Annotated in this window: 25 protein-coding genes; 18 read left to right on the top strand and 7 right to left on the bottom strand. The window is 69.0% G+C overall.

Annotation, left to right across the window (positions count from 1 at the left end; translation table 11 throughout):
- Positions 1-13 precede the first annotated feature (13 nt).
- The 12 genes from AC07Y4_RS01860 to AC07Y4_RS01805 all read left to right on the top strand — a co-directional run bounded on the left by AC07Y4_RS01860 (position 14) and on the right by AC07Y4_RS01805 (position 11,549).
- A complete protein-coding gene (locus tag AC07Y4_RS01860) occupies positions 14-1,189 on the top strand; it encodes an acetyl-CoA C-acyltransferase (protein ID WP_070060672.1) in 1,176 nt (391 codons plus the stop codon).
- Between the two features lie 2 nt (positions 1,190-1,191).
- A complete protein-coding gene (locus tag AC07Y4_RS01855) occupies positions 1,192-1,671 on the top strand; it encodes a PaaI family thioesterase (RefSeq protein WP_095948561.1) in 480 nt (159 codons plus the stop codon).
- 18 nt (positions 1,672-1,689) lie between these two features.
- Positions 1,690-3,543 (top strand): acyl-CoA dehydrogenase, encoded by a 1,854-nt coding sequence (locus AC07Y4_RS01850; protein ID WP_487846931.1) that lies wholly within the window; start codon positions 1,690-1,692, stop codon positions 3,541-3,543.
- A 2-nt stretch (positions 3,544-3,545) separates the two neighbouring features.
- A complete protein-coding gene (locus AC07Y4_RS01845) occupies positions 3,546-3,785 on the top strand; it encodes a hypothetical protein (RefSeq protein WP_487846932.1) in 240 nt (79 codons plus the stop codon).
- A gap of 22 nt (positions 3,786-3,807) precedes the next feature.
- Positions 3,808-4,110 (top strand): Dabb family protein, encoded by a 303-nt coding sequence (locus tag AC07Y4_RS01840; protein WP_062471343.1) that lies wholly within the window; start codon positions 3,808-3,810, stop codon positions 4,108-4,110.
- Positions 4,100-5,497, top strand: coding sequence for a DUF2252 domain-containing protein (locus tag AC07Y4_RS01835; RefSeq protein ID WP_487846933.1), 1,398 nt, complete (start codon positions 4,100-4,102; stop codon positions 5,495-5,497). The genes AC07Y4_RS01840 and AC07Y4_RS01835 overlap by 11 nt, the downstream gene beginning before the upstream one ends.
- Positions 5,498-5,567: 70 nt before the next feature.
- Positions 5,568-6,368 carry an SDR family oxidoreductase gene (locus tag AC07Y4_RS01830; RefSeq protein ID WP_095745325.1) on the top strand — a complete coding sequence of 267 codons (801 nt, stop codon included), beginning with the start codon at positions 5,568-5,570 and terminating at the stop codon, positions 6,366-6,368.
- A 1-nt stretch (position 6,369) separates the two neighbouring features.
- The gene (locus tag AC07Y4_RS01825; RefSeq protein WP_082817985.1) at positions 6,370-6,840 is read left to right on the top strand and encodes a PaaI family thioesterase; all 471 of its coding nucleotides are present in this window, start codon (positions 6,370-6,372) and stop codon (positions 6,838-6,840) included.
- A gap of 24 nt (positions 6,841-6,864) precedes the next feature.
- The gene (locus AC07Y4_RS01820) at positions 6,865-7,881 is read left to right on the top strand and encodes an NADP-dependent oxidoreductase (RefSeq protein ID WP_487846934.1); all 1,017 of its coding nucleotides are present in this window, start codon (positions 6,865-6,867) and stop codon (positions 7,879-7,881) included.
- A 31-nt stretch (positions 7,882-7,912) separates the two neighbouring features.
- Positions 7,913-9,553, top strand: a complete 1,641-nt coding sequence (locus tag AC07Y4_RS01815) for an isovaleryl-CoA dehydrogenase (RefSeq protein WP_487846935.1) — start codon at positions 7,913-7,915, stop codon at positions 9,551-9,553.
- Positions 9,554-9,585: 32 nt separating this feature from the next.
- Entirely contained in the window at positions 9,586-10,524 is a 939-nt protein-coding gene (locus AC07Y4_RS01810; RefSeq protein ID WP_487846936.1) for a glutathione S-transferase family protein, read from the top strand.
- Positions 10,525-10,643: 119 nt separating this feature from the next.
- Positions 10,644-11,549: an SDR family oxidoreductase gene (locus AC07Y4_RS01805; RefSeq protein ID WP_487846937.1), complete on the top strand. Its 906-nt coding sequence runs from the start codon at positions 10,644-10,646 to the stop codon at positions 11,547-11,549.
- Positions 11,550-11,582: 33 nt separating this feature from the next.
- On the opposite strand, the gene AC07Y4_RS01800 is transcribed toward AC07Y4_RS01805, so the two are convergent.
- Positions 11,583-12,269, bottom strand: a complete 687-nt coding sequence (locus AC07Y4_RS01800) for an FMN-dependent NADH-azoreductase (protein ID WP_487846938.1) — start codon at positions 12,267-12,269, stop codon at positions 11,583-11,585.
- Positions 12,270-12,403: 134 nt separating this feature from the next.
- On the opposite strand from AC07Y4_RS01800, the gene gcvA reads away from it, so the two are divergent.
- Together gcvA and AC07Y4_RS01790 are read left to right on the top strand one after the other, a co-directional pair.
- On the top strand, positions 12,404-13,309 hold the full coding sequence (gcvA, locus tag AC07Y4_RS01795) for a transcriptional regulator GcvA (RefSeq protein ID WP_487846939.1): 906 nt from the start codon (positions 12,404-12,406) through the stop codon (positions 13,307-13,309).
- A gap of 50 nt (positions 13,310-13,359) precedes the next feature.
- A complete protein-coding gene (locus tag AC07Y4_RS01790; RefSeq protein ID WP_487846940.1) occupies positions 13,360-14,001 on the top strand; it encodes an ABC transporter ATP-binding protein in 642 nt (213 codons plus the stop codon).
- Here AC07Y4_RS01790 and AC07Y4_RS01785 read toward each other — a convergent pair whose 3' ends face one another.
- Positions 14,002-14,529 carry a GNAT family N-acetyltransferase gene (locus tag AC07Y4_RS01785; RefSeq protein ID WP_487846941.1) on the bottom strand — a complete coding sequence of 176 codons (528 nt, stop codon included), beginning with the start codon at positions 14,527-14,529 and terminating at the stop codon, positions 14,002-14,004.
- Positions 14,530-14,556: 27 nt separating this feature from the next.
- Positions 14,557-15,537 carry a GlxA family transcriptional regulator gene (locus tag AC07Y4_RS01780; protein WP_487846942.1) on the bottom strand — a complete coding sequence of 327 codons (981 nt, stop codon included), beginning with the start codon at positions 15,535-15,537 and terminating at the stop codon, positions 14,557-14,559.
- Positions 15,538-15,693: 156 nt separating this feature from the next.
- On the opposite strand from AC07Y4_RS01780, the gene AC07Y4_RS01775 reads away from it, so the two are divergent.
- On the top strand, positions 15,694-16,533 hold the full coding sequence (locus AC07Y4_RS01775; RefSeq protein ID WP_487846943.1) for a dienelactone hydrolase family protein: 840 nt from the start codon (positions 15,694-15,696) through the stop codon (positions 16,531-16,533).
- Here the strand turns inward: AC07Y4_RS01775 and AC07Y4_RS01770 are convergent.
- Complete coding sequence (locus AC07Y4_RS01770; protein ID WP_487846944.1) at positions 16,497-17,693, bottom strand: MFS transporter; 1,197 nt, start codon at positions 17,691-17,693, stop codon at positions 16,497-16,499. The genes AC07Y4_RS01775 and AC07Y4_RS01770 overlap by 37 nt on opposite strands.
- 90 nt (positions 17,694-17,783) lie before the next feature.
- Between AC07Y4_RS01770 and AC07Y4_RS01765 the strand changes: the two genes are divergently transcribed.
- Positions 17,784-18,746 (top strand): LysR family transcriptional regulator, encoded by a 963-nt coding sequence (locus tag AC07Y4_RS01765; RefSeq protein WP_487846945.1) that lies wholly within the window; start codon positions 17,784-17,786, stop codon positions 18,744-18,746.
- Here the strand turns inward: AC07Y4_RS01765 and AC07Y4_RS01760 are convergent.
- From AC07Y4_RS01760 to AC07Y4_RS01750, 3 genes are all read right to left on the bottom strand, one after another.
- A complete protein-coding gene (locus AC07Y4_RS01760; protein WP_487846946.1) occupies positions 18,695-19,459 on the bottom strand; it encodes a fumarylacetoacetate hydrolase family protein in 765 nt (254 codons plus the stop codon). The genes AC07Y4_RS01765 and AC07Y4_RS01760 overlap by 52 nt on opposite strands.
- 304 nt (positions 19,460-19,763) lie before the next feature.
- Positions 19,764-20,741, bottom strand: coding sequence for a Bug family tripartite tricarboxylate transporter substrate binding protein (locus AC07Y4_RS01755; protein ID WP_487846947.1), 978 nt, complete (start codon positions 20,739-20,741; stop codon positions 19,764-19,766).
- Positions 20,742-20,874: 133 nt separating this feature from the next.
- The gene (locus AC07Y4_RS01750) at positions 20,875-22,119 is read right to left on the bottom strand and encodes a pyridoxal-phosphate-dependent aminotransferase family protein (RefSeq protein WP_487846948.1); all 1,245 of its coding nucleotides are present in this window, start codon (positions 22,117-22,119) and stop codon (positions 20,875-20,877) included.
- Between the two features lie 121 nt (positions 22,120-22,240).
- Here AC07Y4_RS01750 and AC07Y4_RS01745 point away from each other — a divergent pair, with 121 nt between their 5' ends.
- Positions 22,241-22,960 (top strand): GntR family transcriptional regulator, encoded by a 720-nt coding sequence (locus AC07Y4_RS01745; RefSeq protein WP_487846949.1) that lies wholly within the window; start codon positions 22,241-22,243, stop codon positions 22,958-22,960.
- Positions 22,961-22,968: 8 nt separating this feature from the next.
- Positions 22,969-26,025, top strand: coding sequence for an FAD-binding and (Fe-S)-binding domain-containing protein (locus AC07Y4_RS01740; protein WP_487846950.1), 3,057 nt, complete (start codon positions 22,969-22,971; stop codon positions 26,023-26,025).
- Positions 26,026-26,041 lie beyond the last annotated feature (16 nt).

Here is a 26,041-nt window from a genome sequence, read left to right as displayed (position 1 = left end):
AAAGGACCTCACCATGACCAGCGCCGTCATCGTTTCCACCGCCCGCACGCCGCTCGCGAAGAGCTGGAAGGGTGCCTTCAACATGACGCACGGCGCCACGCTGGGCGGCCATGCCGTGCAGCACGCGGTGCAGCGCGCCGGCATCGACCCGGCCTCGGTCGACGACGTCATCATGGGTTGCGCCACGCCTGAAGGCGCCACCGGTTCCAACATCGCGCGCCAGATCGCCCTGCGCGCCGGCCTGCCGGTCACCACCTCGGGCATGACCATCAACCGCTTCTGCTCGTCGGGCCTGCAGACCATCGCCACCGCCGCCCAGCGCATCATCGCGGGCGAGGGCGACGTGTACGTGGCCGGTGGCGTCGAGAGCATCTCGTGCGTGCAGAACGAAGCCAACACGCACATGCTGGCCGACCCGTGGCTCGTGAAGCACAAGCCCGAGATCTACTGGAACATGCTGCAGACCGCCGAGCAGGTCGCCAAGCGCTACAACATCGGCCGCGACGCCATGGACGAGTACGGCGCACAGAGCCAGCAGCGCGCCACCGCCGCGCTCGAAGCCGGCCTCTTCAAGGCTGAAATCGCCCCGATCACCGTGCTGGCCGGCGTGGCCGACCCCGTGATGGGCCTGCGCACCAAGGAAGTCACGATCGAGAACGACGAGGGCATCCGCCCCGGCACGACCAAGGAAGGCATCAGCGGCATCCGCTCGGCCATGCCCGGCGGCCTGATCTCGGCCGGCAACGCCAGCCAGTTCTCCGACGGCGGCGGCGCCTGCGTGGTGGTCGACGAGAAGTACGCGCAGCAAAAGGGCCTGAAGCCCCTGGGCCGCTTCCTCGGTTTTGCCGTGGCCGGCTGCGAGCCCGACGAAATGGGCATCGGCCCGGTCTTCGCCATTCCCAAGGTGCTCAAGCGCCTGGGCCTCACGGTCAACGACATCGACCTGTGGGAACTGAACGAAGCCTTCGCCGTGCAGGTCATCTACTGCCGCGACAAGCTGGGCATTCCGGGCGACCGCCTGAACGTGAACGGCGGCGCCATCGCCGTGGGTCACCCCTACGGCGTGAGCGGCCAGCGCCTCACGGGCCACGCGCTCATCGAAGGCAAGCGCCGCGGCGCCAAGAAGGTCGTGGTCACGATGTGCATCGGCGGCGGCATGGGCGCTGCGGGCGTGTTCGAGGTCCTGTAACCATGTCCGGCTTGGGCAATGACCAGGAGGTCTCGCCCGAAGCCGTCCTGGCCTACGGCCGCAGCGTGCTGGCCGCGCAGCCCTTCAGCGTGCTGATCGGCGCCGAGCTGCATGCGCTCGCGCCGGGCCATGCAGAGCTTCAGCTGCCGCTCGGCGCGCAGCTGAAGCAGCAGCACGGTTTCGCCCATGGCGGCATCGTGAGCTACATGGCCGACAACGCGCTGACCTTTGCCGGCGGCAGCGCCTTGCGCGTGCCGGTCGTGACCTCCGAATTCAAGATCAACTACGTGCGGCCCGCCATCGGCCAGCGGCTGATTGCGCGCGCCCGGGCCGTGCACACCGGCAGCTCGCAGGCCGTGTGCACCTGCGAGGTGGTGGCGGTGGCCGACGACGGCACCGAGAAGCTCTGCGCGCTGGCGCAGGGCACCATCGCCAAGCTGCCCGATTCCCCGAAGAAGACTTCGTCGCCCGCGAAGTCGTAGCCTGAAGAAGACATCACCATGAGCCTGCGTCCCACCCTCGATTTTCTGCTCTACGACTGGCTCGACGCCGAGAAGCTCAACCAGAGCGAGCGTTTTGCCGACCACTCGCGCGAGACCTTCGACGCCGTGCTCGACACCTGCGAGCGCATCGCGCGTGAAAAGTACGCGCCGTTCAACCGCACCGTCGACACGCAGGAACCGCATTTCGATGGCGAGAAGGTCGTCCTGCCGCAAGCCACGCACGACGCGCACAAGGCCTTCGTCGAGTCCGGCATGCTGAGTGCCGCCCAGGACTACGAGATCGGCGGCATGCAGCTGCCCTACACGGTGCAGGCCGCGGCCAACAGCTTCTTCGCGATGGCCTCGGTGAGCATCGGCTCGAACATGCTCACCAGCGGCAACGCCAACCTGCTCATGGTGCACGGCACCGAGAAGCAGAAAGAGGTGTTCGCCAAGAATGAATTCTCGGGCCGCTGGGCCGGCACCATGTGCCTGTCGGAACCGCAGGCCGGCTCGTCGCTGAGCGACGTGGCCACGCGTGCCGTTCCCGACGGTGACGACTTCCAGGACGACCCGCTGGGCCCGCGCTACCGCCTCACGGGCAACAAGATGTGGATCTCGGCCGGCGACCACGAGCTGACCGAGAACATCGTGCACATCGTGCTGGCCAAGATCCCCGACGAGAACGGCAAGCTCATTCCGGGCACGCGCGGCATTTCGCTGTTCATCGTGCCCAAGCGCATGGTGGACACGCAGGGCGAACTCACCGGCGAGCGCAACGACGTGGCGCTGGCAGGCCTCAACCACAAGCTCGGCTGGCGCGGCACCACCAACACGCTGCTGAACTTCGGCGAAGGCAAGTACCCGGTCGGCGGCAAGGCCGGCGCGGTGGGCTACCTGGTCGGCGAGCCCGGCAAGGGCCTGCACTGCATGTTCCACATGATGAACGAGGCCCGCATCGGCGTCGGCACCGCCGCCACCATGCTCGGCATGGCCGGCTACTACGCCTCGCTCGACTACGCCAAGAGCCGCCCGCAGGGCCGGCTGGTGAAGAAACCCGAAGCCGCCGGCGCGGCCGTGGCCAAGGACTCGGCCGCGCCGCAGGTGCGCATCATCGAGCACGCCGACGTGCGCCGCATGCTGCTTGCCCAGAAGGCGTACTGCGAGGGCGCGCTGGCGCTGGAGCTGTACTGCGCCCGCCTGGTCGACACGCAAAAAACCGGCGACGCCGCGCAGGCCGACGACGCCCGCCTGCTGCTGGAGGTGCTCACGCCCATCGCCAAGAGCTGGCCCAGCGAGTGGTGCCTGGAGGCCAATTCGCTGGCGATCCAGGTGCACGGCGGCTACGGCTACACGCGCGATTTCCCGGTGGAGCAGTACTGGCGCGACAACCGCCTGAACATGATCCACGAGGGCACGCACGGCATCCAGGCGGCCGACCTGCTGGGCCGCAAGGTGCTGATGGAAAAGGGCCGCGGCCTGCAGCTGCTGGCCGGGCGCGCCACCGAGACCATCGGCCGCGCCGCCAAGGTGCCCGCGCTGGCGCCGCACGCCAAGGCGCTGGGTGCCGCGCTGCAGCGCATCGGCAGCGCCACCGAGGCTGCCTGGTCCACCGGCGACCCGGCCGACGCGCTGGCCAACGCCGTGCCCTACATGCAGGCCTTCGGCCACACGGTGCTGGCCTGGATCTGGCTCGACGTGGCGCTGCGGGCCCTGGAAATCGACGCACAGAAGGCGAGGGCGGTAACAGCTGGCAAGATCGGCGCCACGGACTATTTCTTCCACTACGAGCTGCCGAAAATCGGTGCCTGGCTCCAGGTGGTCGAAACCCGTGACCCGACCTGTACCGCTTTGCCCGAGGACGCTTTCTGACAATGGCCAACGCCGCCCCGAACTCACCCCCGCCCGCCGCTCAACCGCCGAAACCTCCCAAGCCGCATGCGCGGCTCGAGAAGTGGATCTGGATCCTGATCTACGGCGGCCTGTTCCTCGTGATCCTGGGCATCGCCACGGGCCGCACCGAGCCCGCGCTGGGCTGGTCGATGGCAGTGCCCGGCGGCGTGGTCGCCGCGGTGGGCGTCGTGCTCATCTACGTGCGTTCGCGGCTCAAGTAAAAAAACAAGGCAAGGACCGACCATGCTCAAGCACATCGTGATGTGGAAGTTCAAGGAGCACGCCGAGGGCGCCGACAAGGCGACCAACCTGCTCAAGGCCAAGGCGCTGCTCGATGCCTGCGCGACGCTCTCGCCCGGCACGCACCGTTTCGAGGTGGTCATCGCCCAGCCCGGGCTCGAGGCCACCTACGACCTGATCCTCAATTCGGAATTCACCGACGCCGCCGCGCTGGCGGCCTATGCGGACCATCCCCAGCACGTGGCGCTCAAGCCCTTCATCGGCGCCGTGCGCGAAGCCCGCCAGTGCATGGACTATGAGCTCTGAACCCCACGCGCCCGACGCCACGGCCTCACCGGCCGAGCGGCGGGCGTTCGGCCGTGCGCAGCGCCAGCGCTGTGGGCTCGGCCAGTGGGCGCAGGTGCCCCGGCCCGACGCGGGCGACCGCGATCCGCTCGGCTGGCTGAAGGCCTCCAACCGCGGCCGCGTGCCCGAGCTGGTGCCGGTGCGCCACGGCCGCATGCTGGTCAGCCCCTTCACGTTTTACCGCGGGGCCGCCAGCCTGATGGCGAACGACCTCGCCAGGCTGCCGCACAGCGGCATCGCGACGCAGCTGTGCGGCGATGCGCACCTCGCAAACTTCGGCTTCTTTGCCAGCCCCGAGCGGGCGCTGGTCTTCGACATCAATGATTTCGACGAAACCCTGCAAGGGCCCTTCGACTGGGACGTGCGCCGGCTGGCCACCTCGTTCGTGGTGGCCGCGCGCGACCGGGGTTTCAAGCCGCGCATCGGGCGCGAGGCCGTGCAGCAGCTGGCCGAGGCCTACCGCGACCGCATGCGGGCCTTCGCGCGCATGGACACGCTGGAGGCCTGGTACGCGCGGCTCACGTCGCAAACCCTGCTGAAGCTCGGCGCCGAAGACGCGACCGAGCTCGCGGTCATCAAGAAGGCGCGCCGCAGCACCTCGCGCGTGTTCGCCGACAGCGCGACCGAGACGGTCGACGGCCGCCTCATGATCCGCGACCAGCCGCCTTTCGTGTACCACGACGCCCGTGCGACGGCGCGGGAGATCAAGCGCTTCCGCGCCGGGCTGCCGGCCTTCCTGGCGCAGTACCGCGCCAGCCTGCCGCCCGAGCGCCAGCGGCTGTTCGACCGCTACGAGCTGCACGACGTCGCGGTGCTCACGCCCGGCGTCGGCTCGGTCGGCCGGCGCTGCTTCCTGCTGCTGTTCGTGGCTGACCGCGCGCACCCGCTGTTCCTGCAGTGCAAGGAGGCCGGCGAGTCGGTGCTCGAAGCCCCGCTGGGCGCGGCACCTGGCACGACGTCGCCGGGCCAGCGCGTGGTGCAGGGCCAGCGGCTGGCACAGGCCGCCAGCGACGTCTTCCTGGGCTGGGCCCAGGGACCGGGCGGGCGCGGCTTCTACGTGCGGCAGCTGCGCGACATGAAGGCCTCCTACAAGCTCGAGGACTTCAAGCCGGTCGACCTGCTCGAGTTCGCCGAGGCCTGCGGCTACAGCCTGGCCCGCGCGCATGCCAAGGGCGGCGACGCCTGGGCCATCGACGGCTACCTGGGGCGCTCCAGGAGCTTCAACACGGCGCTCGCCGATTTCGCCGAAGGCTATGCCGACGTGAACCAGGCCGACTGGCGCCGGCTGAAAAAAGCCGTGGCCACCGGCAAGGCCGCCGCCGTCGAGGCGGACGACACCGCGTCCTGACGGCCCGAAGCCACCGCCTTCACCGCCAACGCAACCCTCTTCTTTCATCATCCACACCGGAGACACCGACATGACGAAGCCCCGCACCACCCAACAGCTGTTCGACCTCACGGGTCAAACGGCGCTCATCACCGGCGGCTCGCGCGGCCTGGGCTTGCAGATGGCCCATGCTTTGGGCGAAGCCGGCGCGAAGATCATGCTGAGCTCGCGCAAGGCCGACGACCTGGAGCAGGCCGCCGCCGAGCTGCAGGCCGCCGGCATCGACGCGCGCTGGATCGCCGCCGACTGCTCCAAGGAAGAAGACACCCGCCGCCTGGCCGACGAGACCCTGCAGCGCATGGGCGGCGTCGACATCCTCATCAACAATGCCGGCGCCAGCTGGGGTTCGCCGGCCGAGAGCCACCCCGTCGAAGCCTGGGACAAGGTGATGAACCTCAACGTGCGCGGCTACTTCATCCTGGCGCAGCAGGTTGCCAACGGCTACATGATCCCGAAGAAGCGCGGGCGCATCATCAACATCGCCTCGATCGCGGGCCTGAACGGCAACCCGCCCGGCATGCAGACGCTGGCCTACAACACCTCGAAGACCGCGGTGATCGGCTTCACGAAGACGCTGGCCGCCGAATGGGGCAAGTACAACATCAACGTCAACGCGATCTGCCCGGGCTTCTTCATGACGAAGATGGCGGCCGGCCTGATCAAGACCCTGGGCGAAGAGCACATGGCCGCTTCGGCACCGCTGGGCCGCCTGGGCGACGACGAAGACCTGAAGGGCCTGACGCTGCTGTACGCGAGCGATGCCGGCAAGCACATCACCGGCCAGTGGGTCGCGGTCGATGGCGGCGTGAGCGTGGTGCTGGGTGCGGCCTGACATGTCCGATTCGCCTGAAAAGTCCAGCGACATCAACATCCGCTCGTACACGAGCCAGATTCCGTTCGCGCGCCACCTCGGCTTCGAGCTCACGAAGTTCGAGGACGGCCAGTCCGAGATCATCTACACCGCCAAGCCCGAGCACCTGAACACCTTCGACGTGACGCACGGCGGCGCCTGCATGACGCTGCTCGACATCGCCATGGCAGCCGCCGCGCGCAGCGTGGCGCCCGAGACCGGCGTGGTCACCATCGAGATGAAGACCAGCTTCATGCAGCCCTCGGTCGGCCCGCTGCACGCGCGCGGCACGCTGCTGCATCGCACCGCGACGCTGGCCTTCACCGAAGCCAAGATCTACGACGAGCAGGAGCGCGTGTGCGCCCATGCCACCGGCACCTTCAAGTACGTGAAGCGCCGGCTGCCGACCGGCCCCGCGAGCGCGAACGCGATGCGCCCGCCATCCACCGACTGACATCCCATTTCCCCGGAGACTTCCATGCCCACCAACAAGCAGATCCACCTCGACAACCGCCCCGAGGGCGAAGCCACGGCCAGCAACTTCAAGCTGGTGACTGTCGAGACGCCCGCGCTCGCCGACAACCAGGTGCTGGTGCGCCACCACTACATGAGCCTCGATCCGTACATGCGTGGGCGCATGAACGACTCGAAGAGCTACGCGCAGCCGCAACCCGTGGGCCAGGTGTTCCAGGGCGGCACGGTCGGCGAGGTGGTCGAGAGCAAGCACCCCAAGTTCGCCGTGGGCGACAAGGTCGTCGGCTTTGGCGGCTGGCAGGAATACAGCGTGGTCGATGCCTCGCAGCCCGGCGCGCTGAAGAAGGTCGACACCACGCACGTGCCGCTGTCGCATTACCTCGGCGCCGTGGGCATGCCCGGCGTGACGGCCTGGTACGGCCTCGTGAAGATCATCGCGCCCAAGGCCGGTGAAACCGTGGTCATCACGGCCGCCAGCGGCGCCGTGGGCAGCGCCTTCGGCGCGCTGGCCAAGGCACGCGGCTGCCGCGTGGTCGGCATTGCGGGCGGCCCCGACAAGTGCAAGTACGTGACCGACGAGCTCGGCTTCGACGCCTGCATCGACTACCGCCAGCACCCCGACGTGAAGACCATGAGCGCCGCGCTCAAGGAAGCCTGCCCGAACGGCATCGACGGCTACTTCGAGAACGTCGGCGGCTACATCTTCGACGCCGTGCTGCTGCGCACCAACGCTTTCGCGCGCGTGGCGCTGTGCGGAATGATCGCGGGCTACGACGGCCAGCCGCTGCCGCTGGCGAACCCGGCGCTGATCCTCATCAACCGCCTGAAGATCGAGGGCTTCATCGTCAGCGAGCACATGGAGGTGTGGCCCGAGGCGCTGACCGAACTCGGCACGCTGGTGGGCACGGGCAAGCTCAAGCCGCGCGAGTCGGTGGCGCAGGGCATCGAAGCTGCCCCTGAAGCCTTCCTGGGTTTGCTCAAGGGCAAGAATTTCGGCAAGCAACTCGTCAAGCTGATCTGATGCACTGAAACGCACGGCAAGGAGGCCGGTCATGGACACGACGCACGAGGTCTTCAACCAGCCCACGCCGCTGGTCGACTACAACCTCTTCGACACCCACCGCTCCCTGCGCGATGCGCTGAAGTTCAACGCGCCCGCGCTGCAGACCACGCAGCTGCACGAGCTGGGCGCCACCCTCGGTTCGGCCGCCATGCAGGCGCATGCGCGGCTGGCCAACATCCACACGCCCGAACTCCATACGCACGACCGCTTCGGCCGTCGCGTCGACGAGGTGGAGTTCCATCCGAGCTACCACGCGCTGATGACTACCGCAGTGGGCGCGGGCCTGCACGGCACGCCGTGGACCGGCACATCCGCCTCGCCGCACGTGCTGCGCGCGGCGGGCTTCATGCTCTTCACCGAGCTGGAGCCGTCCATCCTGTGCCCGATCTCGATGACCTACGCCGTCACGCCCGCCTTGCGCGGCAACGCAGGCGTGCATGCCGACTGGGGCCCGAAGCTCGCCAGCCTCTGGTACGACCCCGCGCTCAAGCCGCTGCACGACAAGCCCGGCGTGACCATGGGCATGGGCATGACCGAGAAGCAGGGCGGCTCCGACGTGCGGGCCAACACCACGCAGGCCGTGCGCGACGGCAGCGACGCCTGGGGCGAGCGCTACGCGATCACGGGCCACAAGTGGTTCTTCTCGGCGCCGATGTGCGACGCCTTCCTCATCCTCGCGCAGGCACCGGCCGGGTTGTCGTGCTTCTTCCTGCCGCGCGTGTTGCCCGATGGTTCGCGCAACGCCATCCACATCCAGCGCCTGAAGGACAAGCTCGGCAACAAGGCCAACGCCAGCTCCGAGGTCGAGTTCCACGGCGCCAGCGCCTGGCTGGTGGGCGAGGAGGGCCGCGGCATTCCGCAGATCCTCGAGATGGGCACGATGACGCGGCTCGACTGCTCGCTCGGCACCAGCGGCCTCATGCGCCAGGCACTGGGCATCGCGCTGAACCACACGGCGCAGCGCCAGGCCTTCGGCAAGCCGCTGGTCGAACAGCCGCTCATGAAGAACGTGCTGGCCGACCTCGCGCTCGAAAGCGAAGCCGCCACCGCCCTGGCGATCCGCCTTGCGCGGGCCTTCGACCGCCAGGCCGACGCGCACGAAAACCTGATGGCGCGCCTGCTCACGCCGGTCGCCAAGTTCTGGATCTGCAAGCGCGGCAGCCACTTCGCGCAGGAGGCCATGGAGTGCCTGGGCGGCAACGGCTACGTGGAAGAGGGCGGCGAGGGCATCGTCGCGCGCATCTACCGCGAGATGCCGCTCAACTCCATCTGGGAGGGCGCCGGCAACATCATGGCGCTCGACCTGCTGCGCGGCCTGCGCAAGGGCGACGCCGTGGCCGCGCTGGCGCACGAGCTGGCCCCGGCGCGCGGCCAGCAAGCCGCCCTCGACCGCCTGGCCGACGCCTTGCCCGCACGCATCGAGGCCATGGCCTCCGAGACCGAGGCGCGCCGCCTGGCACAAGACGTGGCGCTGGCCGTGCAGGCCGCCTTGCTGGTGCAGACCGCGCCCGCCGCCGTGGCCGATGCCTTCTGCGCCTCGCGCCTGGGCGGCGACTGGGGCCAGGCCTTCGGCACGCTGGGCGCGGGCACCGATTTCGATTCGATCATCCAGCGGGCACAGCCGCGCTGACCACCCACAAGAACACCTCCACGAAAGACGCCATGGCCGACCTCATCCTTCACCACTACACCACCTCGCCGTTCTCGGAAAAGGTGCGCACGATCCTCGGCGCCAAGCAGCTGGCGTGGAAGTCGGTCTTCATTCCGCCGATCATGCCCAAGCCCGACGTCGAAGTGCTCACGGGCGGCTACCGCAAGACGCCGTTCCTGCAGATAGGCGCCGACATGTACTGCGACAGCGCGCTCATCGCCGACGTTCTGGAGCACCTGCAGCCCGAGCCCACGCTCTACCCGCAGCCCGAGAAGGGCATGTCGCGCATCCTCGCGCAGTGGGCCGACACCTCGCTGTTCTGGGCCGCGATGGCCTGGAGCCTGCAGCCCAAAGGCGCCGCCGAGGTGTTCGCCAAGGCGCCGCCCGAAGCCATCAAGGCCTTCGGCGAAGACCGCGGCAAGATGAGCGCCGGCAACATGACGCGCCTGCGCCCGGCCGACGCCACCGGCGCCTACAAGTCGTACCTGCGCCGCCTGTCGGACATGCTTGACGACAAGCCCTTCCTGCTGGGCGAAGTGCCGTGCATCGCCGACTTCTCGGCCTACCACCCGCTGTGGTACACGCGCCGCATCGAGGCGGTGAAGGGCATCCTCGATCTGACGCCCGCGGTGCTCGACTGGATGGACCGCATGGCGGCCATCGGCCACGGCACCTCGTCGAAGTTCTCCAGCGACGAGGCCATCGCCGTCGCCAAGGCCGCCACGCCGCACACGCTGCTGACCGACAGCACCTTCCAGGACGACCATGGCATTGCGCTGGGCAGCGCCGTCACCATCCGCGCCGAGAGCTTCGGCCTCGAGGAGACGGCGGGCACGCTGGTGGCCGCCACGCGCACGCACTACACGCTGGAGCGCAGCAGCGAGCGCACGGGCACGGTGCATGTGCACTTTCCGCGCATCGGCTATGTGTTGAAGAAAGCCGAGGCCTGATGAGCGAAAGATCCGCGTGCGACGGGCACCTTCGTGACTGCGCCGGCGCGCGTTCCGTATTTCAATAGGGGCTTCCGCTTCAACGTCAGACACATTCAAAGCAAGAAGGACACCGGCAAATGATCCAGGACTTCAAGGGCAAGACCGCCGTACTCACCGGCGCAGGCTCGGGCTTCGGCCTCGAATGCGCGCGCATCGGCGCCGCCCGCGGCATGAACCTCGTGCTGGTCGACGTGCAGCAGGACGCACTCGACAAGGCCAAGGCCGAGATGGAAGCCCTGGGCGTCCAGGTGCTGGCGCGCAAGGTCGACGTGTCCGACGCGGCCCAGATGGAAGCGCTGGCCGCCGCCGTCAAGGAACGCTTCGGCGCGCCGCACTTCGTGTTCAACAACGCCGGCGTGGGCGCCGGCGGCCTGGTGTGGGAAAACACCGTGGCCGACTGGGAATGGGTGCTGGGCGTCGACCTGTGGGGCGTGATCCACGGCGTGCGCCTGTTCACGCCGATGATGCTCGAGGCTGCTGCCAAGGACCCGGGCTACCGCGGCCACATCACCAACACCGCCAGCATGGCCGGCCTGCTCACACCGCCCAACATGGGCATCTACAACGCGGCCAAGGCCGCCGTCGTGAGCCTGACTGAAACCATGTACCAGGACCTGAACCTGGTCACCGACCAGATCGGCGCCAGCCTGCTGTGCCCGTACTTCGTGCCCACCGGCATCACGAGCAGCGAGCGCAACCGTCCGAACGCACCGAAGGACACCGAACTCACCAAGAGCCAGCTCATCGGCCAGGCCATGAGCAACAAGGCGGTGAGCAGCGGCAAGATCACGGCCGCCGAGGTGGCGCACAAGGTGTTCGAAGCCATCAGCGACAACCAGTTCTACGTGTTCAGCCACCCCAAGGCACTGGGCAACGTGAAGAGCCGCATGGAGAACATCGTGTCGATCACCAACCCGGCCGACCCGTTCCTGGAGCGCCCCGAGATCGGCCAGAAGCTGCGCGAGCAGCTGCGCTCAGCCTGATCCCTTCCTGAGGCGGCCCCTCGCGGGCCGCCTTCAGCCGGCCTGCACCTTCGCCTGCAGGTCGCGCACCAATTGCTCGATGCCCGACAACGCCTCGGCCATCGACCGTTCCAGCAGGTCGCCGCGGTCTTCCGCATGCTCGACCGCGATGTCGTGCACCTCGCGCAGCCCGACCAGGCCCAGCGCGGCCTTCACGCCCGGCACCAGGAAATTCAGATGCGCCTGCATCCCGCCGGGCCCGAAGCCGCTGCTGCCGTGCGCGGTGAGCAGCACCGTGCGGCGCGGGCGCTCGGCCAGCAGCGGCACGTAGGGGTCGTCCAGGCTCGGGTCCATGTCGAAGGTCTCGCCGACGCGCACGATGTTGTCGATCCACGCCTTCACGGTGGCCGGGGCGCTGTAGTTGTACATGGGCGTGCCCATCACGATCACGTCGGCGCGGCGCAGTTCGGCAATGAAGGTGTCGCTCTCGGCCAGCACCTCGTGCATCCAGGGTTCGCGCGCTTCGGCGGGCGTGTAGGCGCAGTGGATCCAGTCGCCGGTGACCGCCTGCGGCGGCGCGATGCCGAAGTCGCGGTAGATCACCTCGTCGTGCGGGCGGGCCGCCTGCCAGGAGCTGACGAAGTGGTGGCTCAGGCGGCGCGAATGCGAGCCGTGGACGACGGCGCCCGAACGGCCGGAACGGGGGCTGGCATCGATGTGGAGCAGGGTGGTGGTGGTCATGGCGTGGTCCTCGGTTGGATGAAGGGAATTCAGCTGTCTGCTTGACACGGTTCCCAATCTATCGAAGCATCCATGGCCGGACAAACGACGAATTTTTCTCGCTGCAGAAAATTCAATTCATCTATCAGCACGCCATGGCCCTCCTGCATTCCCTGCCTCCGCTGGCCTCGCTGCGCGCCTTCGAGGCCGCCGCGCGCCATTGCAGCGCCAAGCTCGCGGCGAACGAGCTGTCGGTCACGCCCACGGCCATCAGCCACCAGGTGCGACAGCTCGAAGAGTCGCTGGGCGTGGCGCTGTTCGTGCGCCAGCCGCGCCAGCTCGTGCTGACGCCGCAGGGCCGCGAGCTGCAGGCGGTGCTGAGCGATTCGTTCAGCGCCATGGCCCAGGCGGTGGCGCGCCTGCGTGCGCCGCCCGAACGCAGCGCCATCACGCTGTCGACCACGCCCGCCGTCGCCGCGCGCTGGCTGCTGCCGCGCGTGGGGGCGCTGCGCGCGGCGCACCCCCGGCTCGACCTGCGCATCCACGCCTCGCACGACGCGGTGCCGCTGGACGGCCTCACGGCCGACGTCGCCATCCGCTACGGCAAGGGCCAGTGGCCGGGCCTCGTGGCCGAGAAGCTGTTCGACACCGTCTTCGCGCCGGCCTGCAGTCCCGCACTCAAGCTGCGCCGCCCGGCCGACCTCGTGAAGCACACGCTGCTGCATTTCGCGGTGCCGAACAGCAAGACCCAGCCGGGCACCTGGGCCGCGTGGCAGCAGGTGGCCCAGGTGCCCGGCCTGGACGTGTCGGCCGGCCCCGTGTTCTCCGACGAGACCCACACCGTCTCGGCCGCGCTGCAGGGGCAGGGCGTGGCGCTGATGGGCCTGGCGCTCATCGCGGACGAGCTGCGCGCGGGCAACCTGGTGCAGCCCTTCGGGCCGGTGCTGCAGGGCTCGCCGTTCTACCTGGTGTGCCCGCAGGCGCGACGCGACGATCCGAACGTGGCGGCGGTGTTCGAGTGGGTGAAGGGGCTGTCGCCGCTGGACGCCGGCAGGGTCTGAATCACGGCAGCGACACAATCGCGTTCATCGCCGTTTCGTTCCCCCTTCTCATGCGAACTTCCTCGACTTCTTCCCTCCTGCAGATCCAGAATCTGCGCTTCGCGTACCCCGACCAGCCTGCGTTGGCCAAGGGCTGGTCTGCCACTGTGGGCGAGGGCGTCACGCTGCTGTACGGCGACACCGGCAGCGGCAAGTCGACCTTGCTGCGCGTGCTGGCGGGCCAGCAGCCCGCATCGGCCGGGCAACTGCGCGCGGCCGGCGTGGCGCTCGACGCCGAGCCCACGGCCTACCGGCGCCAGGTCTTCTTCTGCGAGCCGGCGTCGGAAGCCTTCGACGCGCTCAGCGTGCAGGCCTGCACGGCCTTGCTGGGCGAGGGCGATGTGGGGTTCGACAAGGCCGAGTGGCAGCGCCTGGTCGAGGCCTTCTCTCTCGTGCCGCACCTGGAAAAGCAGATGTTCATGCTGTCGACCGGTTCACGCCGCAAGGTCGGGCTGGCCGCCGCACTCGCATCGGGACGGCCCGTGGTGCTGCTGGACGATCCGGTCGGTGCGCTCGATGCGCGTTCGATCCACGGCCTGTGGCAGGCGATCGAACGGCGCGTTGCGCAGCCGGGGCGGGCGGTGGTCGTGGCGAGCAGCGAGCGCGTCACGGAGGTGCCGCTGGCCGCCTGCATCGAGCTGCCGCTGGGTTGATCAGCGGCGCGGTGTCGCCATCACGTGGTTGTCGTGCGGCTTTCCGCCGAGCATGAACTGCGTGAGTCCCATCGCCATCAGCCCCTGCGTTTCGTAGAACGCGACGGCGCGCGGGTTCTTCGCGTACACCGCGAGCCACAGGCCGTCGCTGCCCGTGCGTGCGTGCGCGGCGCTGCGGGCTTCGCGCAGCAGCATTGACCCGACGCCGCTGCGCTGAAAAGGTGACTGCACGTAGAGCGTGCGAAGTTCCGTGTCGCAGCCCGGCACCAGCGGCTGCGCGGCACCGAACTGCAGCAGCGCATAGCCCACGAGCTGGTCGCCGACCTGCGCCACGCGTAGCGCGACCTGGGGCGACTCGGACCACGCGGCGAACGCCGCCGGCGTGAAGGTCGAGAGCACGTAGCGCCCGAGCACGTCGTTCACGCCGTCGGTGGCGTAGGTGTCGAGCCAGACCTGGATCGCGAGCGCGGCAAGCGTGTGCGCGTCGGCTGCGGTGGCGGGGCGGAGGGTGACAGGTGGACGGTTCATGGTGCGGCGCATTCTGCGGCAAGCGCGTCACGCCGACTGCAGCGCCGACCGGAACCGGCTCGGCGGCGCACCGGCCGACTTGCGCATCAACCGCCGCAGCGCCGTGGCGTCCTCGTAGCCGACCTGCGCCGCGACCTGCTCGATGGTCATGCGGCTGCTCTCGATGAGCAGGCGCGCGCGGTTCAGCCGCACGCTCTGCACCAGCGCCAGCGCCCCCAGCCCGGTGGCGGCGCGCACGCGGCGGGCCAGCGTGCGCTGCGACATCGCGAACTCTTCGGCCAGCGCGGCCACGCTGGGCGGCGCGGGCAGCGCGGCCTCGATGCGCCGCGTGAGGCGCGCGACCAGTTCGTTGCCGTTGGACAGCATCGACGGCACGACGAACGGGGCCTGCGCCTGGCGGCCGTCGATCAGCAGCACCTTGCTCACCGCCTCGGCCAGCGCGGGGCCGAAGCGCGTGCGCAGCAGGTGCAGCATGAGGTCCGACTGCGCAAAGGCCGCGCCCGCGGTGCTCACCGGCCCGTCGGCACAGACCATGCGGTCGGCATCGACATGGCAGGCCGGTTCGAGCCGGCGCAGCTCGGGCGCCAGCCACCATGAGGTGGTGACGCGGCGCCGCGCCAGCAGGCCAGCTGCCTGCAGCAGGAACACGGCCGAGCACGAGGCCGCGACCGCGCCGCCGCGTGCGGCATGGCGCCGCACCGCATCGATGGCGGCGCGGGCGTGGTCGTCGGTCAGGCGCAGTGCGAGGTCGGCCGGCTTGTCGACGCCGAGGCCGGGCACGATCCACGTCGAGCCGTCGGCGCGCGCGCGGCGGGGCATGGCGAGGGTGTCGATCTGCAGCCCGTTGCTCAGCGGCACGCTGCCGCCGTCGGGCGACACCACGCGCCAGGTGGGGCGGGGCATCTGGTGGCGCGGCGCGAGCGTGGCGGCGGCCGCCAGCACGTCGAGCGTGACGGCGGTGCTGGTGGCGAAGCTGCCCGGAAGGACGAGAACGGTGAAATCGTGCATGGCAGAAAACGCCCGATAGGCGTCTGAATGGACACTGGCAGTCTAGTGCGTGCTCGGGTGCAATGGGGATCGTCGCAACACCGAAAGTGCCTTCGTGTCCCACATCCTTTCCCTTGCGCCTCACGGTGCCCACCTGCACGCCCGGAAGGTCTTGCCATGACCGACCCGCTCGATGACTTCACCCGCCGCGAGATCACGCTCGACGGCGCCACCAAGGCGGTCTACGTGGCCGGCACCGGCCCGGCCGTGATCGTGATGACCGAGATGCCCGGCATCAGCCCGCACGTGGCGCGTTTCGCCCGCTGGGTGCGCGACGCCGGCTTCACGGTCTACATGCCGTCGATGTTCGGCCGCGACGGCGCGGTGCCGGATGCGGAGGAGGGCAAGGCCGTGTTCCAGCGCGCCTGCGTGAGCGCCGAGTTCCGCGCCTTCGCGGGCAACGCCTCGAGCCCGGTGACGCAGTGGCTGCGCGCGCTCGCGCGGCTGGCGCATGCGGAGTGCGGCGGGCCGGGCGTGGGCGCCATCGGCATGTGCTTCACCGGCAACTTCGCGCTCACCATGATGCTGGAGCCAGCGGTGCTGGCGCCCGTGCTGTCGCAGCCGTCGCTGCCGCTGGACAACCCCGGCGGCATCGAGATCTCGCCGGAAGAGATCGCCCAGGTCCGCCAGCGCCTGGAGCGCGACGACCTGACGGTGATGGCCTACCGCTTCGAGGGCGACCGCTTCTGCCGGGCCCAGCGTTTCGCGGCGTATGCGGACGCATTGGGCGATCGCTTCGTGGCCCGCGTGCTGCCCGATAGCGCGGCCAACACGCGCGACCTGCCGTCGTTCTTCTCGCAGGTGGTGGCGAGCCCGCACAGCGTGGTGACGGCCCACCTCATCGATGAGGCGGGCCAGCCGACGATTGCGGCGCGCGACGAGATCCTTTCGTTCTTCGCGCGCCGCCTTGGGGTGCAGGATCAGGCCCGTGCCGAGGCGCCGTCGGCCGGGAGCTGACCGGTCTTCTGTGCACGACGGTCGAGCGCACGGCTCCACAGCGCGATCGCCAGGCCCACGAGCGTGAGCAGCGCGGCCACCCAGCCCAGCGCGCGCAGCCCCGGACCATGGTCGATCGTCACGCCGCCGACCCAGGCACCGAGCGCGTTGCCGAGGTTGAAGGCCGCGATGTTCAGGCTCGAGGCGAGGTTCTGGCCCGCGCCCGAAGCCTTCTCGAGCACGCGCAGCTGCATCGGCGCCACGGTGGCGAACGAGGCCACGCCGAGCAGGCCGACGAAGACCACAGCGGTGAACGGCGTGCCGATGGTGAACTGCATCGCACCGAGCACCACGGCCAGCGCCACCAGCGTGCCGAGCACGGCGGCCATCGGCGCGCGGTCGGCCAGCTTGCCGCCCAGGATGTTGCCGACGGCCAGGCCGCCGCCGAACACCAGCAGGACCGGCGACACGGCCGATTCCGACAGGCCGGTGACCTGCGTCAGCAGCGGCTGGATGTAGGTGTAGACCACGAACACGCCGGCAAAGCCGAGCACCGTCATCGCCAGGCCCAGCAGCACCTGCGGGCGGGCGAGCACGGCGATCTCTTCGCGCAGCGGTGCGGGCTTGGCCTCGCCCTTCATGCGGGGCACGAAGGCCGCGAGCACCACGAAGGCCAGCACGCCGATCAGCGTCACCGCCCAGAAGGTCGAGCGCCAGCCCAGCTGCAGGCCCAGCCATGCGCCGGCCGGCACGCCCAGCAGCGTGGCGGCGGTGAGGCCGGTGAACATGATCGCGATGGCCGAGGCACGGCGCTCGGGCGCCACGAGGCCGGTGGCGACCACCGAGCCGACACCGAAGAAGGTGCCGTGCGCCAGCGAGGTGATGACGCGCGCGGTCATCAGCATTTCGTAGTTGGGCGCCAGCGCACAGGCGAGGTTGCCGAGCGTGAAGATCGCCATCAGCGCGAGCAGCACGGTCTTGCGCGGTAGCTTGCGGGTGGCGATGGTGAGCACGGGCGCGCCGACCGCGACGCCGAGCGCGTAGCCCGAGATCAGCAGGCCGGCGGCCGTGATGGAGACGTGCAGATCCGTCGACACCTGCAGGAGCAGGCCCATGATGACGAATTCGGTGGTGCCTATTCCGAAGGCACCGGCGGTGAGGGCAAGAAGAGCGATGGGCATGATGCCTGTACTGTGCGGACGATCGGCCTCGATGACTAGAATGCCGCCAGTACATGCACTTGTGAATTCAAGTCACAGAAAAGGAAGGCCATGCCGCGCATCGACGTCAACCGCTCCGGTGAAATGGAGGCCTTCGTTCAGGTGGTGGAGGCGGGCGGTTTCTCGGCGGCGGCGCGGCTGCTGGACATGACGCCCTCGGCCGTCAGCAAGCTGGTGGCGCGGCTCGAGCTGCGCCTGGGCATCCAGCTGGTGCACCGTTCCACGCGCAAGCTGCAGCTCACGCCCGAGGGGCTGCATTTCTACGAGCGCAGCACGCGCGTGCTGGCCGACATGGACGAGGCCGAGCGTTGCGCCGCGGCCGGTGCGGCGCCGCGCGGGCGGGTGAGCATCAACGCCAGCGTGTCCTTCGGGCACCACAAGCTGGTGCCGCTGGTGCCGCGCCTGCTTGAGATGCATCCGGAGATCACACTCGACATTGCGCTGACCGACCGCATCGTCGACCTGATGGACGAGCGCGCCGACATCGCGATCCGCTGGGGCCAGTTGCCGTCGTCCGACCTGGTGGCGCGGCGCCTGGGCGAAACGAGCCAGGCCATCGTGGCCGCGCCGGACTACCTGGCGAAGTACGGCACGCCGCGCACGCCGCAGGAGCTGGAGGCGCACAACCGGCTGGGCTGGAGCTACCGGCGCAACACGCCCGACTGGCCGCTGCGCGTCGACGGCCGCATGGTGATGCTGCCGGTGGCGGGGCCGGTGCGCGCGGGCGACGGCGAGACGCTGCGGCAGCTGGCGATCGCGGGGGCGGGTGTGGCGCGGTTGTCGCTGTATCACATCCAGCACGACATCGATGCCGGCCGGCTGGTGCCGCTGCTCGAGGAGTTCAATCCGGGCGAGATCGAGCCGATCCACGCGGTGTACATCGGCAAGGCCGGCACGCTGCCCGCGCGGGTGCGGGCGGTGCTCGACTTCCTGGTGGCGTGCTCGGGTGTGGGCGGCGGGCGTTACACGCTCAAGCGCACGGCGCCGATGCCGGGGAATTCGGCCGTCACCTGATCGCCGCGGCGGCAGGGCAGCACGCCGACCCACGAGCCGGTGGTGACGACGGTGCCGGCGGGCACGGTCTGGCCGTGGCGCGTGAGGTGGCGCAGCCAGATCGGCAGCAGCCAGGCCGGGTCGGCCAGCGGATGCGTGCCTTCGCGCACCACCGTTTCTGCGTCGCCGATCTTCGTTTCGCAGCGCTGCGAGGCCCAGTCGACGGCGGCGTACGGTTGCCACTCGCCGAGCACGAGTGCGCCGTGCACCTGCGAATCGGCCAGGCGCAACAGGGCGGGTGTGGCGGCCAGGTCTTGCCAGCGGGCATCGACGATTTCGACGGAGACGGCCATGGCGTCGATGAGGGCTGCTGAGTTGTCGTGGTCGAGTGCGGCGGCTTGGGCGGGGGTGACGTCCTGGCCGAGTCTCAAGGCAATTTCTGCCTCGATGCCGGGGGTGTGGAATGTGAGGTCGCTGAAGTTGGCGGGACTCTGGCGCACGCCGGATGGGGGCAGCGGGGCGTGCGTGAGCGTGGCGCTGCGGGAGCCGCCGCCGGACTTCCAGGTCTTCGGAACGCCGTTGAACCAGCCGAGGGCTGCGGCTACGGCGTCTTGCACTTCATACGCTTGAGGTGCGTCTGGCAGGGCATCGGTCCACGGGGTGGCGTCGAGCGTGCGATTGGCTTGGCGTGCGGCGATGAGGGCTTCGGTGAGGGCTTTTTGGTCGGGCGTCATTTTTGGATCTTCTCAGTTTCTTTGGGGTTCGTTCGTTCGGGGCGCGTGCCCAGGCCACCGGGTACTTCCCTCCGCGAATGTCCCCCGGCCTGCGGCCTCCTCCTTGATTTCGCTGCGGGAACCACCCAGTGTCCTGGGCACATGGACGCGCTGCTGGTGCGCGGCCGATCAACAACCGCTCTGAACTCGCTCACGCCGATGGGGTGCCTTGCGCAGCGAAATCAAGGAGGAGGGGCGCAGCCCCGGGGGACATTCGCGGAGCAAGGCTCCCCGTCGGCGGGAGCGTCGCCCTGAACGACAACTGTCAAGTCTCGACCTGCACCTTGCCGTCCTTGACGACCTTCGCCCACTTGGCGATCTCGGTGCTGATGAACTGCTTGAACTTGTCCTGCGAACCGCCGCCGTCTTCCGCGCCGTAGGTGTCGAGCCGTTCCTGCACATCGGGCATCGCGAGCACGGTGTTGACGTCGCGGTTCACCTTCTGTGCGATGGCCGGGGGCAGCTTGCCGGGGCCGGCCAGGCCGTACCAGGTGGTCGCTTCGAAGCCCGCAAAGCCTTGCTCCTGCATCGTCGGCACGTTCGGGTGGCCTTTGGCGCGCTTGGTGCGCGTCTGCGCCACGGCGAGCACGCGGCCGTTCTTCACGTGCGGCGTGGCAGCGGTCATGGTCTCGAAGCTGTATTGAATTTGCCCGCCCATCAGGTCGGCCAGCAGCGGGCCGCTGCCCTTGTAGGGCACATGCAGCGCATCGACGCCGCCCTGCAGCTTGAACATCTCCAGCGCCAGGTGCTGGGCCGAACCCGCGCCGGCGGAGCCGAAGCTCACGGTGCCGGGAGCGGCCTTGCAGGCGGCGACGATGTCTTTCGCGCTCAAGGCCTTCTGGCCCGGGTTGGCGATGAGCAGGTTGGGCGTGACGCCCACGAGCACGATCGGCACGAAGTCGCGTTCGACGCTGTAGCGCAGCTTGGGCTGCAGGCTGGGTGCGAGCGCGTGGCTGTTGATGTGGGCCATGAGCAGGGTGCTGCCGTCGCTGGGCTGCTGCGCCACGTAGTCGGCCGCGAGCACGCCGGCGACGCCGGCCTTGTTCTCGACGATGACCTGCTGGCCCCACATGGTCGTGAGTTTCTGCGCGACCACGCGCGCGAGCGCGTCGGTGCCGCCGCCGGGTGGAAAGCCCACCACGATACGCACCGGGCCCGTGGGCCACTCCTGCGCGAACAGCCGGGGCACACCCAGCGTGGCGGCCGCGCCGGCGGCGGCCTGGATCAGGGAACGTCTTTGCATCTTCTTTGTCTCCGTCGGTTGGGGAATCCGATGCGTGCCGGGAGCCGCTTGCGCGGGCCCGGCAGGGTGGTGGTGGGCCGCCGCATCGTTCGAGCGATGCGCTGCGGTCCGTGTGGGTTGGCGTGTGCCGGGCTCAGGCTGCTTTTTGCAGGCCGACCGGCGCGGCCTGGTGGCTCGCGAAGTAGTCCATGGCCGCCTGCACGCCGCTGCCCGCCAGCTTGATGCCGCTGAGCTTCATGCCCATCTCGACGCCCGCGACCATGGCCACGAGCGTGAGGTCGTTGCTGTCGCCCAGATGGCCCATGCGGAACATGCGGCCCTTGAGCTTGCCCAGGCCCGTGCCCAGCGAGAGGTCGAAGCGCTGGTGGATCAGGCGGCGCACGGCGTCGGCATCGACGCCCTCGGGCGTGATCACGCCGGTGAGCACGGGCGAGTACACGGACGGGTCGGCGCACTGGATCGGCAGGCCCCAGGTGTTGACCGCCGCGCGCACGCCGGCGGCCCAGCGCTGGTGGCGCGCGAACACGTTGTCCAGGCCTTCGCCCAGGATCATGTCCAGCGATTCCGAGAGGCCATACAGCAGGTTGGTGTTGGGCGTGTAGGGCCAGTAGCCGTCCTTGTTCATCTCGACGATCTCGTCCCAGGCCCAGAAGGCCTTGGGCAGCTTGGCGTGCTTCGCGGTTTCGAGCGCGCGCGGCGAGAGCGCGTTGAAGCTGATGCCGGGCGGCAGCATCAGGCCCTTCTGCGAGCCGCTCACGCAGACGTCGACACCCCATTCATCATGGCGGTAGTCGGCGCTGGCCAGGCCCGAGATGCTGTCGACCATGAGCAGCGCGGGGTGGCCCGCCGCGTCGATGGCCTTGCGCACCGAGGCGATGTCGGAGGTGGCGCCGGTGGAGGTCTCGTTGTGCACCACGCACACGGCCTTGATCTTCTTCTCGGTGTCCTTGCGCAGGCGCGCCTCGATGAGCTCGGCCTGCACGCCGCGGCGCCAGCTGGGCGCATTCGGCAGGTGGGCGTCGGTGCCTGTGTAGGCCAGGAACTCGGTCGACAGGCCCAGGCGCGTGGCCATCTTCTGCCACAGCGATGCGAAGTGACCGGTCTCGTACATGAGCACGTGGTCGCCGGGGCTGAGCGTGTTGGCGAGTGCGGCTTCCCATGCACCGGTGCCCGACGCGGGGTAGATCGCGACCGGGTGCTTCGTCTTGAAGATCTCCTTGATGCCGCCGAGCACCTTCAGGCCCAGCGTGCCGAACTCGGGCCCGCGGTGGTCGATGGTGGGCAGGCTCATGGCCCGCAGGATGCGGTCGGGGACCGGGCTGGGGCCGGGAATCTGGAGGAAGTGACGGCCGGTGGGGTGGATGTCGAGTTGCAACATGGGCTCTCCTTGTGCGCTCAGTTTTGCATTCAAAATGCATTTATGTATGCTGGTTTATACCTATCAACCTTGGTTGTATCGGCTATTTTTTGCATTCAAAATGCAGACAAGGGAACCCCATATGACCGCTGAAATCATCGAAATCTCCAGGCTGGCCTTGCATGACCAGGTGGCGTCGCGCCTGCGCACCATGCTGGTGGAGGGGCGCATCGCGCCCGGTGCCAAGCTCAACGAACGCGAGCTGTGCCTGCAGCTGAACGTGTCGCGCACGCCGCTGCGCGAGGCCATCAAGTTGCTGGCGGCCGAGGGGCTGGTCGACCTGCTGCCCAACCGCGGCGCGGTGGCGGTGAAGCTCACCGAGGCCGACGTGCTCAACACCTTCGAGGTGTTGGCGATGCTCGAGGGCATGTCGGGCGAGCTGGCGGCCAAGCGCATCACCGACGAGGAACTGGCCGAGGTGCGTGCGCTGCACTACGAAATGATGGCCTGCTTCGCGCGGCGCGACCTGTCGGGCTACTACCGCCTGAACGCGCGCATCCACACGGCCATCAACGACGCGGCGGCGAACCCGGTGCTGTCGAACACCTACCGCTCGATCAACGCCCGCGTGCAGTCGCTGCGCTTTCGCACCAACCAGGACGAGACCAAGTGGAAGCACGCGGTCGAGGAGCACGAGCAGATGGTGCAGGCGCTGGCCGCGCGCGACGCGCAGGCCATGCGCAAGGTGCTCACGGCGCACGTGCTGCGCAAGCGCGACACCGTGCTGGAGCTGCTGCGCGCCGGGCAGATCTACCCCACTGCCAAGAGCAAGAGCAAGACCACGAGCAACAACGCGAGCTAAGCCCCCACATGCGCATCGACCCTGCCAGCCACATGCAGCCAGCCGGAACCGTTCTTCCGCCCAACGACACCTGCGAACTGCTGGCGCGCCGGCTGCGCACCGACACGCAGGGCGAGGTGCTGTTCGACGACGGTTCGCGCGGGCGCTACGCCACCGACGCGTCGATCTACCAGATCACGCCGGTCGGCGCCTTCGTGCCGACGAACGAGCGCGACATCGCCACCGCCATCGACATCGCGCGCGACCTGAAGGTGCCGGTGCTGGCGCGCGGCGGCGGCACCAGCCAGTGCGGCCAGACCACGGGCGCGGCGCTGGTGATCGACAACAGCAAGCACTTTCGCAAGGTGCTCGAGGTGAATGTGGAAGAGGGCACCGCCACGGTCGAACCGGGCCTGGTGCTCGACCACCTGAACGCGCAGCTCAAGCCGTACGGGCTCTGGTACCCGGTCGACGTGTCGACCAGCGCGCAGGCCACGCTGGGCGGCATGGCGGGCAACAACTCCTGCGGCTCACGCTCCATCGCCTACGGCAACATGGTGCACAACGTTCTGGGTGCGAGCGCGTGGCTGTCGAGTGGCGAGCTGGTCGAGTTCGGGCCGCTGGGCCAGCTGGGCGCACGCGCGGCGGGCATTGCGCAGTTCGTGCACGGGCTGGCGCAAGAGCACCGCGACGCCATGGCGCAGCACTGGCCCAAGGTGATGCGCCGCGTGGCGGGCTACAACCTCGACATCTTCGACAACCAGAGCGAGAAGCCGTACACGGCCGACGGCAGCGTGAACCTGGCGCACCTGCTGATCGGCGCCGAGGGCACGCTGGCCTACACGCGCAGCCTGAAGCTCAAGCTGGCGCCGCTGCCGCGCGCCAAGGTGCTGGGCATCGTGAACTTCCCGACCTTCCATGCGGCCATGGACGCGGCGCAGCACATCGTGAAGCTCGGGCCGACAGCGGTGGAGCTGGTCGACCGCACGATGATCGAACTGAGCCTGGCCAACCCCGCGTTCAAGCCGACGGTGGAAACGGCGCTGATCGGCAAGCCCGCCGCCATCCTGCTGGTCGAGTTCTCGGGCGCCGACAAGGCTGCGCTGCTGCCGCAGTTGAAGCGGCTGGTCGAGCTGATGGGCGACCTGGGCCTGCCCGGCAGCGTGGTCGAGATGCCCGACGACGGCCGGCAGAAGAACCTGTGGGAGGTGCGCAAGGCCGGCCTCAACATCATGATGAGCCTCAAGGGCGACGGCAAGCCCGTGAGCTTCATCGAGGACTGCGCGGTGCCGCTCGAACACCTGGCCGAATACACCGACGCGCTGACCGAGGTGTTCGCCAAATACGGCAGCCGTGGCACCTGGTACGCGCATGCCTCGGTCGGCACGCTGCATGTGCGGCCCATTCTCGACATGCGCGCCGACGGTGCGGCCAAGATGCGCGCCATTGCCGAAGAGGCCAGCGCGCTGGTGCGCAAGTACAAGGGCGCCTTCAGCGGCGAGCACGGCGACGGGCTGTGCCGCGGCGAATGGATCGAATGGCAGTTCGGTCCGGCGATCAACGAGGCCTTTCGCGCGATCAAGCAGCAGCTCGACCCGATCGGCCTGTTCAACCCCGGCAAGATCATCGACCCGCCACGCATGGACGACGGCGCGCTGTTCCGCTTTGCGCCGCCCACCGCGCCGAAGCCCTACCGCCGCATCGAATTGAAGCCAGTGCTCGACTGGTCGGGCTGGAACGTCAACGCCGACCCCGTGACCGAGGTGACCACCGCGCCCGGCACCGGCGGCGACAGCACCGGCGGCCTGGCCAAGGCCGTGGAGATGTGCAACAACAACGGCCACTGCCGCAAGTTCGACGCCGGCACCATGTGCCCCAGCTACCGCGTGACGCGCGACGAGCAGCACCTGACGCGCGGGCGCGCCAACACGCTGCGCCTGGCACTGTCGGGCCAGCTCGGCGCCGACGCCTTCACCAGCGAGGCCATGCACGAGACCATGGACCTGTGCGTGGGCTGCAAGGGCTGCAAGCGCGACTGCCCGACCGGCGTGGACATGGCGAAGATGAAGGTCGAGTTTCTCGACCACTACAAGAAGCGCCACGGCCACACGCTGAAAGACAAGCTGGTCGCCTACATGCCCGACTACGCACACCGCGCCAGCCGCATGCCGTGGCTACTGAACCTGCGCAACCGCGTGCCGGGCGCGGCATGGCTGGGCGAGAAGATGTTGGGCTTTTCGGCGAAGCGCTCATTGCCCGAATGGCGCACCGACACCTTCTGGCGTGCCAAGGACACGGTGGCGTCGGGTCTGTTTTCTGATCAAGCGTCGGTGCTGGCTGCAGCAGCGCGCGGCGAGAAGGTCGCCGTGCTGTTCGTCGACACCTTCAACGGCACCTTCGAAAGCGAGAACGTCTTTGCGGCCGCGCGCGTGCTGCACGCCGCAGGCTATGCGCTGCACACGGTGGAGAAGGGCGGCGGGCACCACTGCTGCGGCCGGACCTTCCTGGCCAGCGGCATGGTGGACGAGGCCAAGATTCGCGCCGGAGCGCTGATCGACGCGCTGCTGCCGCTGGCGCAGGCGGGCGTTCCCATCGTCGGGCTCGAGCCCTCGTGCCTGCTCACGCTGCGCGACGAGACTCTGGTGATGGGCTTCGGCGACAAGGCGCAGGCCGTCGCGAAGCAGGCGCTGCTGTTCGAGGAGTTCATCGCCCGCGAACGCAAGGCCGGCCGCTTCGAACTCGCGCTGAAGCCGGCCACCGCGCCGATCCTGCTGCACGGCCACTGCCACCAGAAGGCCTTCGGTGCGGTGAGTCCGATCATGGAGGTGCTGAAGCTGATTCCGGGCGCCGAGCCCGAGCTGATCGAGAGCTCATGCTGCGGCATGGCCGGCAGCTTCGGCTACGAGGCGAGCCACTTCGAGGTGTCGATGCAGATGGCCGAGGCGAGCCTGCTGCCCGCGATTCGCGCCAGGCCCGATGCGGTCGTGGTGGCGGACGGCACGAGCTGCAGGCACCAGATCGGCGACGGCGCGCAGCGCGAGGCGGTGCATGTGGCGGTGCTGCTGGCGCGGCACATGATGCTCTGAGGCGGCTGCGGCTTTC

This window comes from Variovorax sp. GW460-12-1-14-LB1 (assembly GCF_059423605.1).
The sequence above is the reverse complement of the archived record's forward strand: the minus strand, read 5'-3'. Positions and strand labels throughout refer to the sequence as shown.

Bases quoted from the DNA above. Each gene is read 5' to 3' on its own strand.
- AC07Y4_RS01800 (WP_487846938.1), bottom strand. From the start codon at position 12,269: ATGACCACCACCACCCTGCTCCACATCGATGCCAGCCCCCGTTCCGGC.
- AC07Y4_RS01770 (WP_487846944.1), bottom strand. From the start codon at position 17,693: ATGCCCATCGCTCTTCTTGCCCTCACCGCCGGTGCCTTCGGAATAGGC.
- AC07Y4_RS01760 (WP_487846946.1), bottom strand. From the start codon at position 19,459: ATGACGCCCGACCAAAAAGCCCTCACCGAAGCCCTCATCGCCGCACGC.
- AC07Y4_RS01855 (WP_095948561.1), top strand. From the start codon at position 1,192: ATGTCCGGCTTGGGCAATGACCAGGAGGTCTCGCCCGAAGCCGTCCTG.
- AC07Y4_RS01840 (WP_062471343.1), top strand. From the start codon at position 3,808: ATGCTCAAGCACATCGTGATGTGGAAGTTCAAGGAGCACGCCGAGGGC.
- AC07Y4_RS01740 (WP_487846950.1), top strand. From the start codon at position 22,969: ATGCGCATCGACCCTGCCAGCCACATGCAGCCAGCCGGAACCGTTCTT.
- AC07Y4_RS01780 (WP_487846942.1), bottom strand. From the start codon at position 15,537: ATGCACGATTTCACCGTTCTCGTCCTTCCGGGCAGCTTCGCCACCAGC.
- AC07Y4_RS01860 (WP_070060672.1), top strand. From the start codon at position 14: ATGACCAGCGCCGTCATCGTTTCCACCGCCCGCACGCCGCTCGCGAAG.
- AC07Y4_RS01815 (WP_487846935.1), top strand. From the start codon at position 7,913: ATGGACACGACGCACGAGGTCTTCAACCAGCCCACGCCGCTGGTCGAC.
- AC07Y4_RS01820 (WP_487846934.1), top strand. From the start codon at position 6,865: ATGCCCACCAACAAGCAGATCCACCTCGACAACCGCCCCGAGGGCGAA.
- AC07Y4_RS01765 (WP_487846945.1), top strand. From the start codon at position 17,784: ATGCCGCGCATCGACGTCAACCGCTCCGGTGAAATGGAGGCCTTCGTT.
- AC07Y4_RS01750 (WP_487846948.1), bottom strand. From the start codon at position 22,119: ATGTTGCAACTCGACATCCACCCCACCGGCCGTCACTTCCTCCAGATT.
- AC07Y4_RS01775 (WP_487846943.1), top strand. From the start codon at position 15,694: ATGACCGACCCGCTCGATGACTTCACCCGCCGCGAGATCACGCTCGAC.
- AC07Y4_RS01835 (WP_487846933.1), top strand. From the start codon at position 4,100: ATGAGCTCTGAACCCCACGCGCCCGACGCCACGGCCTCACCGGCCGAG.
- AC07Y4_RS01825 (WP_082817985.1), top strand. From the start codon at position 6,370: ATGTCCGATTCGCCTGAAAAGTCCAGCGACATCAACATCCGCTCGTAC.
- AC07Y4_RS01790 (WP_487846940.1), top strand. From the start codon at position 13,360: ATGCGAACTTCCTCGACTTCTTCCCTCCTGCAGATCCAGAATCTGCGC.
- AC07Y4_RS01830 (WP_095745325.1), top strand. From the start codon at position 5,568: ATGACGAAGCCCCGCACCACCCAACAGCTGTTCGACCTCACGGGTCAA.
- AC07Y4_RS01805 (WP_487846937.1), top strand. From the start codon at position 10,644: ATGATCCAGGACTTCAAGGGCAAGACCGCCGTACTCACCGGCGCAGGC.
- gcvA (WP_487846939.1), top strand. From the start codon at position 12,404: ATGGCCCTCCTGCATTCCCTGCCTCCGCTGGCCTCGCTGCGCGCCTTC.
- AC07Y4_RS01810 (WP_487846936.1), top strand. From the start codon at position 9,586: ATGGCCGACCTCATCCTTCACCACTACACCACCTCGCCGTTCTCGGAA.
- AC07Y4_RS01845 (WP_487846932.1), top strand. From the start codon at position 3,546: ATGGCCAACGCCGCCCCGAACTCACCCCCGCCCGCCGCTCAACCGCCG.
- AC07Y4_RS01745 (WP_487846949.1), top strand. From the start codon at position 22,241: ATGACCGCTGAAATCATCGAAATCTCCAGGCTGGCCTTGCATGACCAG.
- AC07Y4_RS01850 (WP_487846931.1), top strand. From the start codon at position 1,690: ATGAGCCTGCGTCCCACCCTCGATTTTCTGCTCTACGACTGGCTCGAC.
- AC07Y4_RS01785 (WP_487846941.1), bottom strand. From the start codon at position 14,529: ATGAACCGTCCACCTGTCACCCTCCGCCCCGCCACCGCAGCCGACGCG.
- AC07Y4_RS01755 (WP_487846947.1), bottom strand. From the start codon at position 20,741: ATGCAAAGACGTTCCCTGATCCAGGCCGCCGCCGGCGCGGCCGCCACG.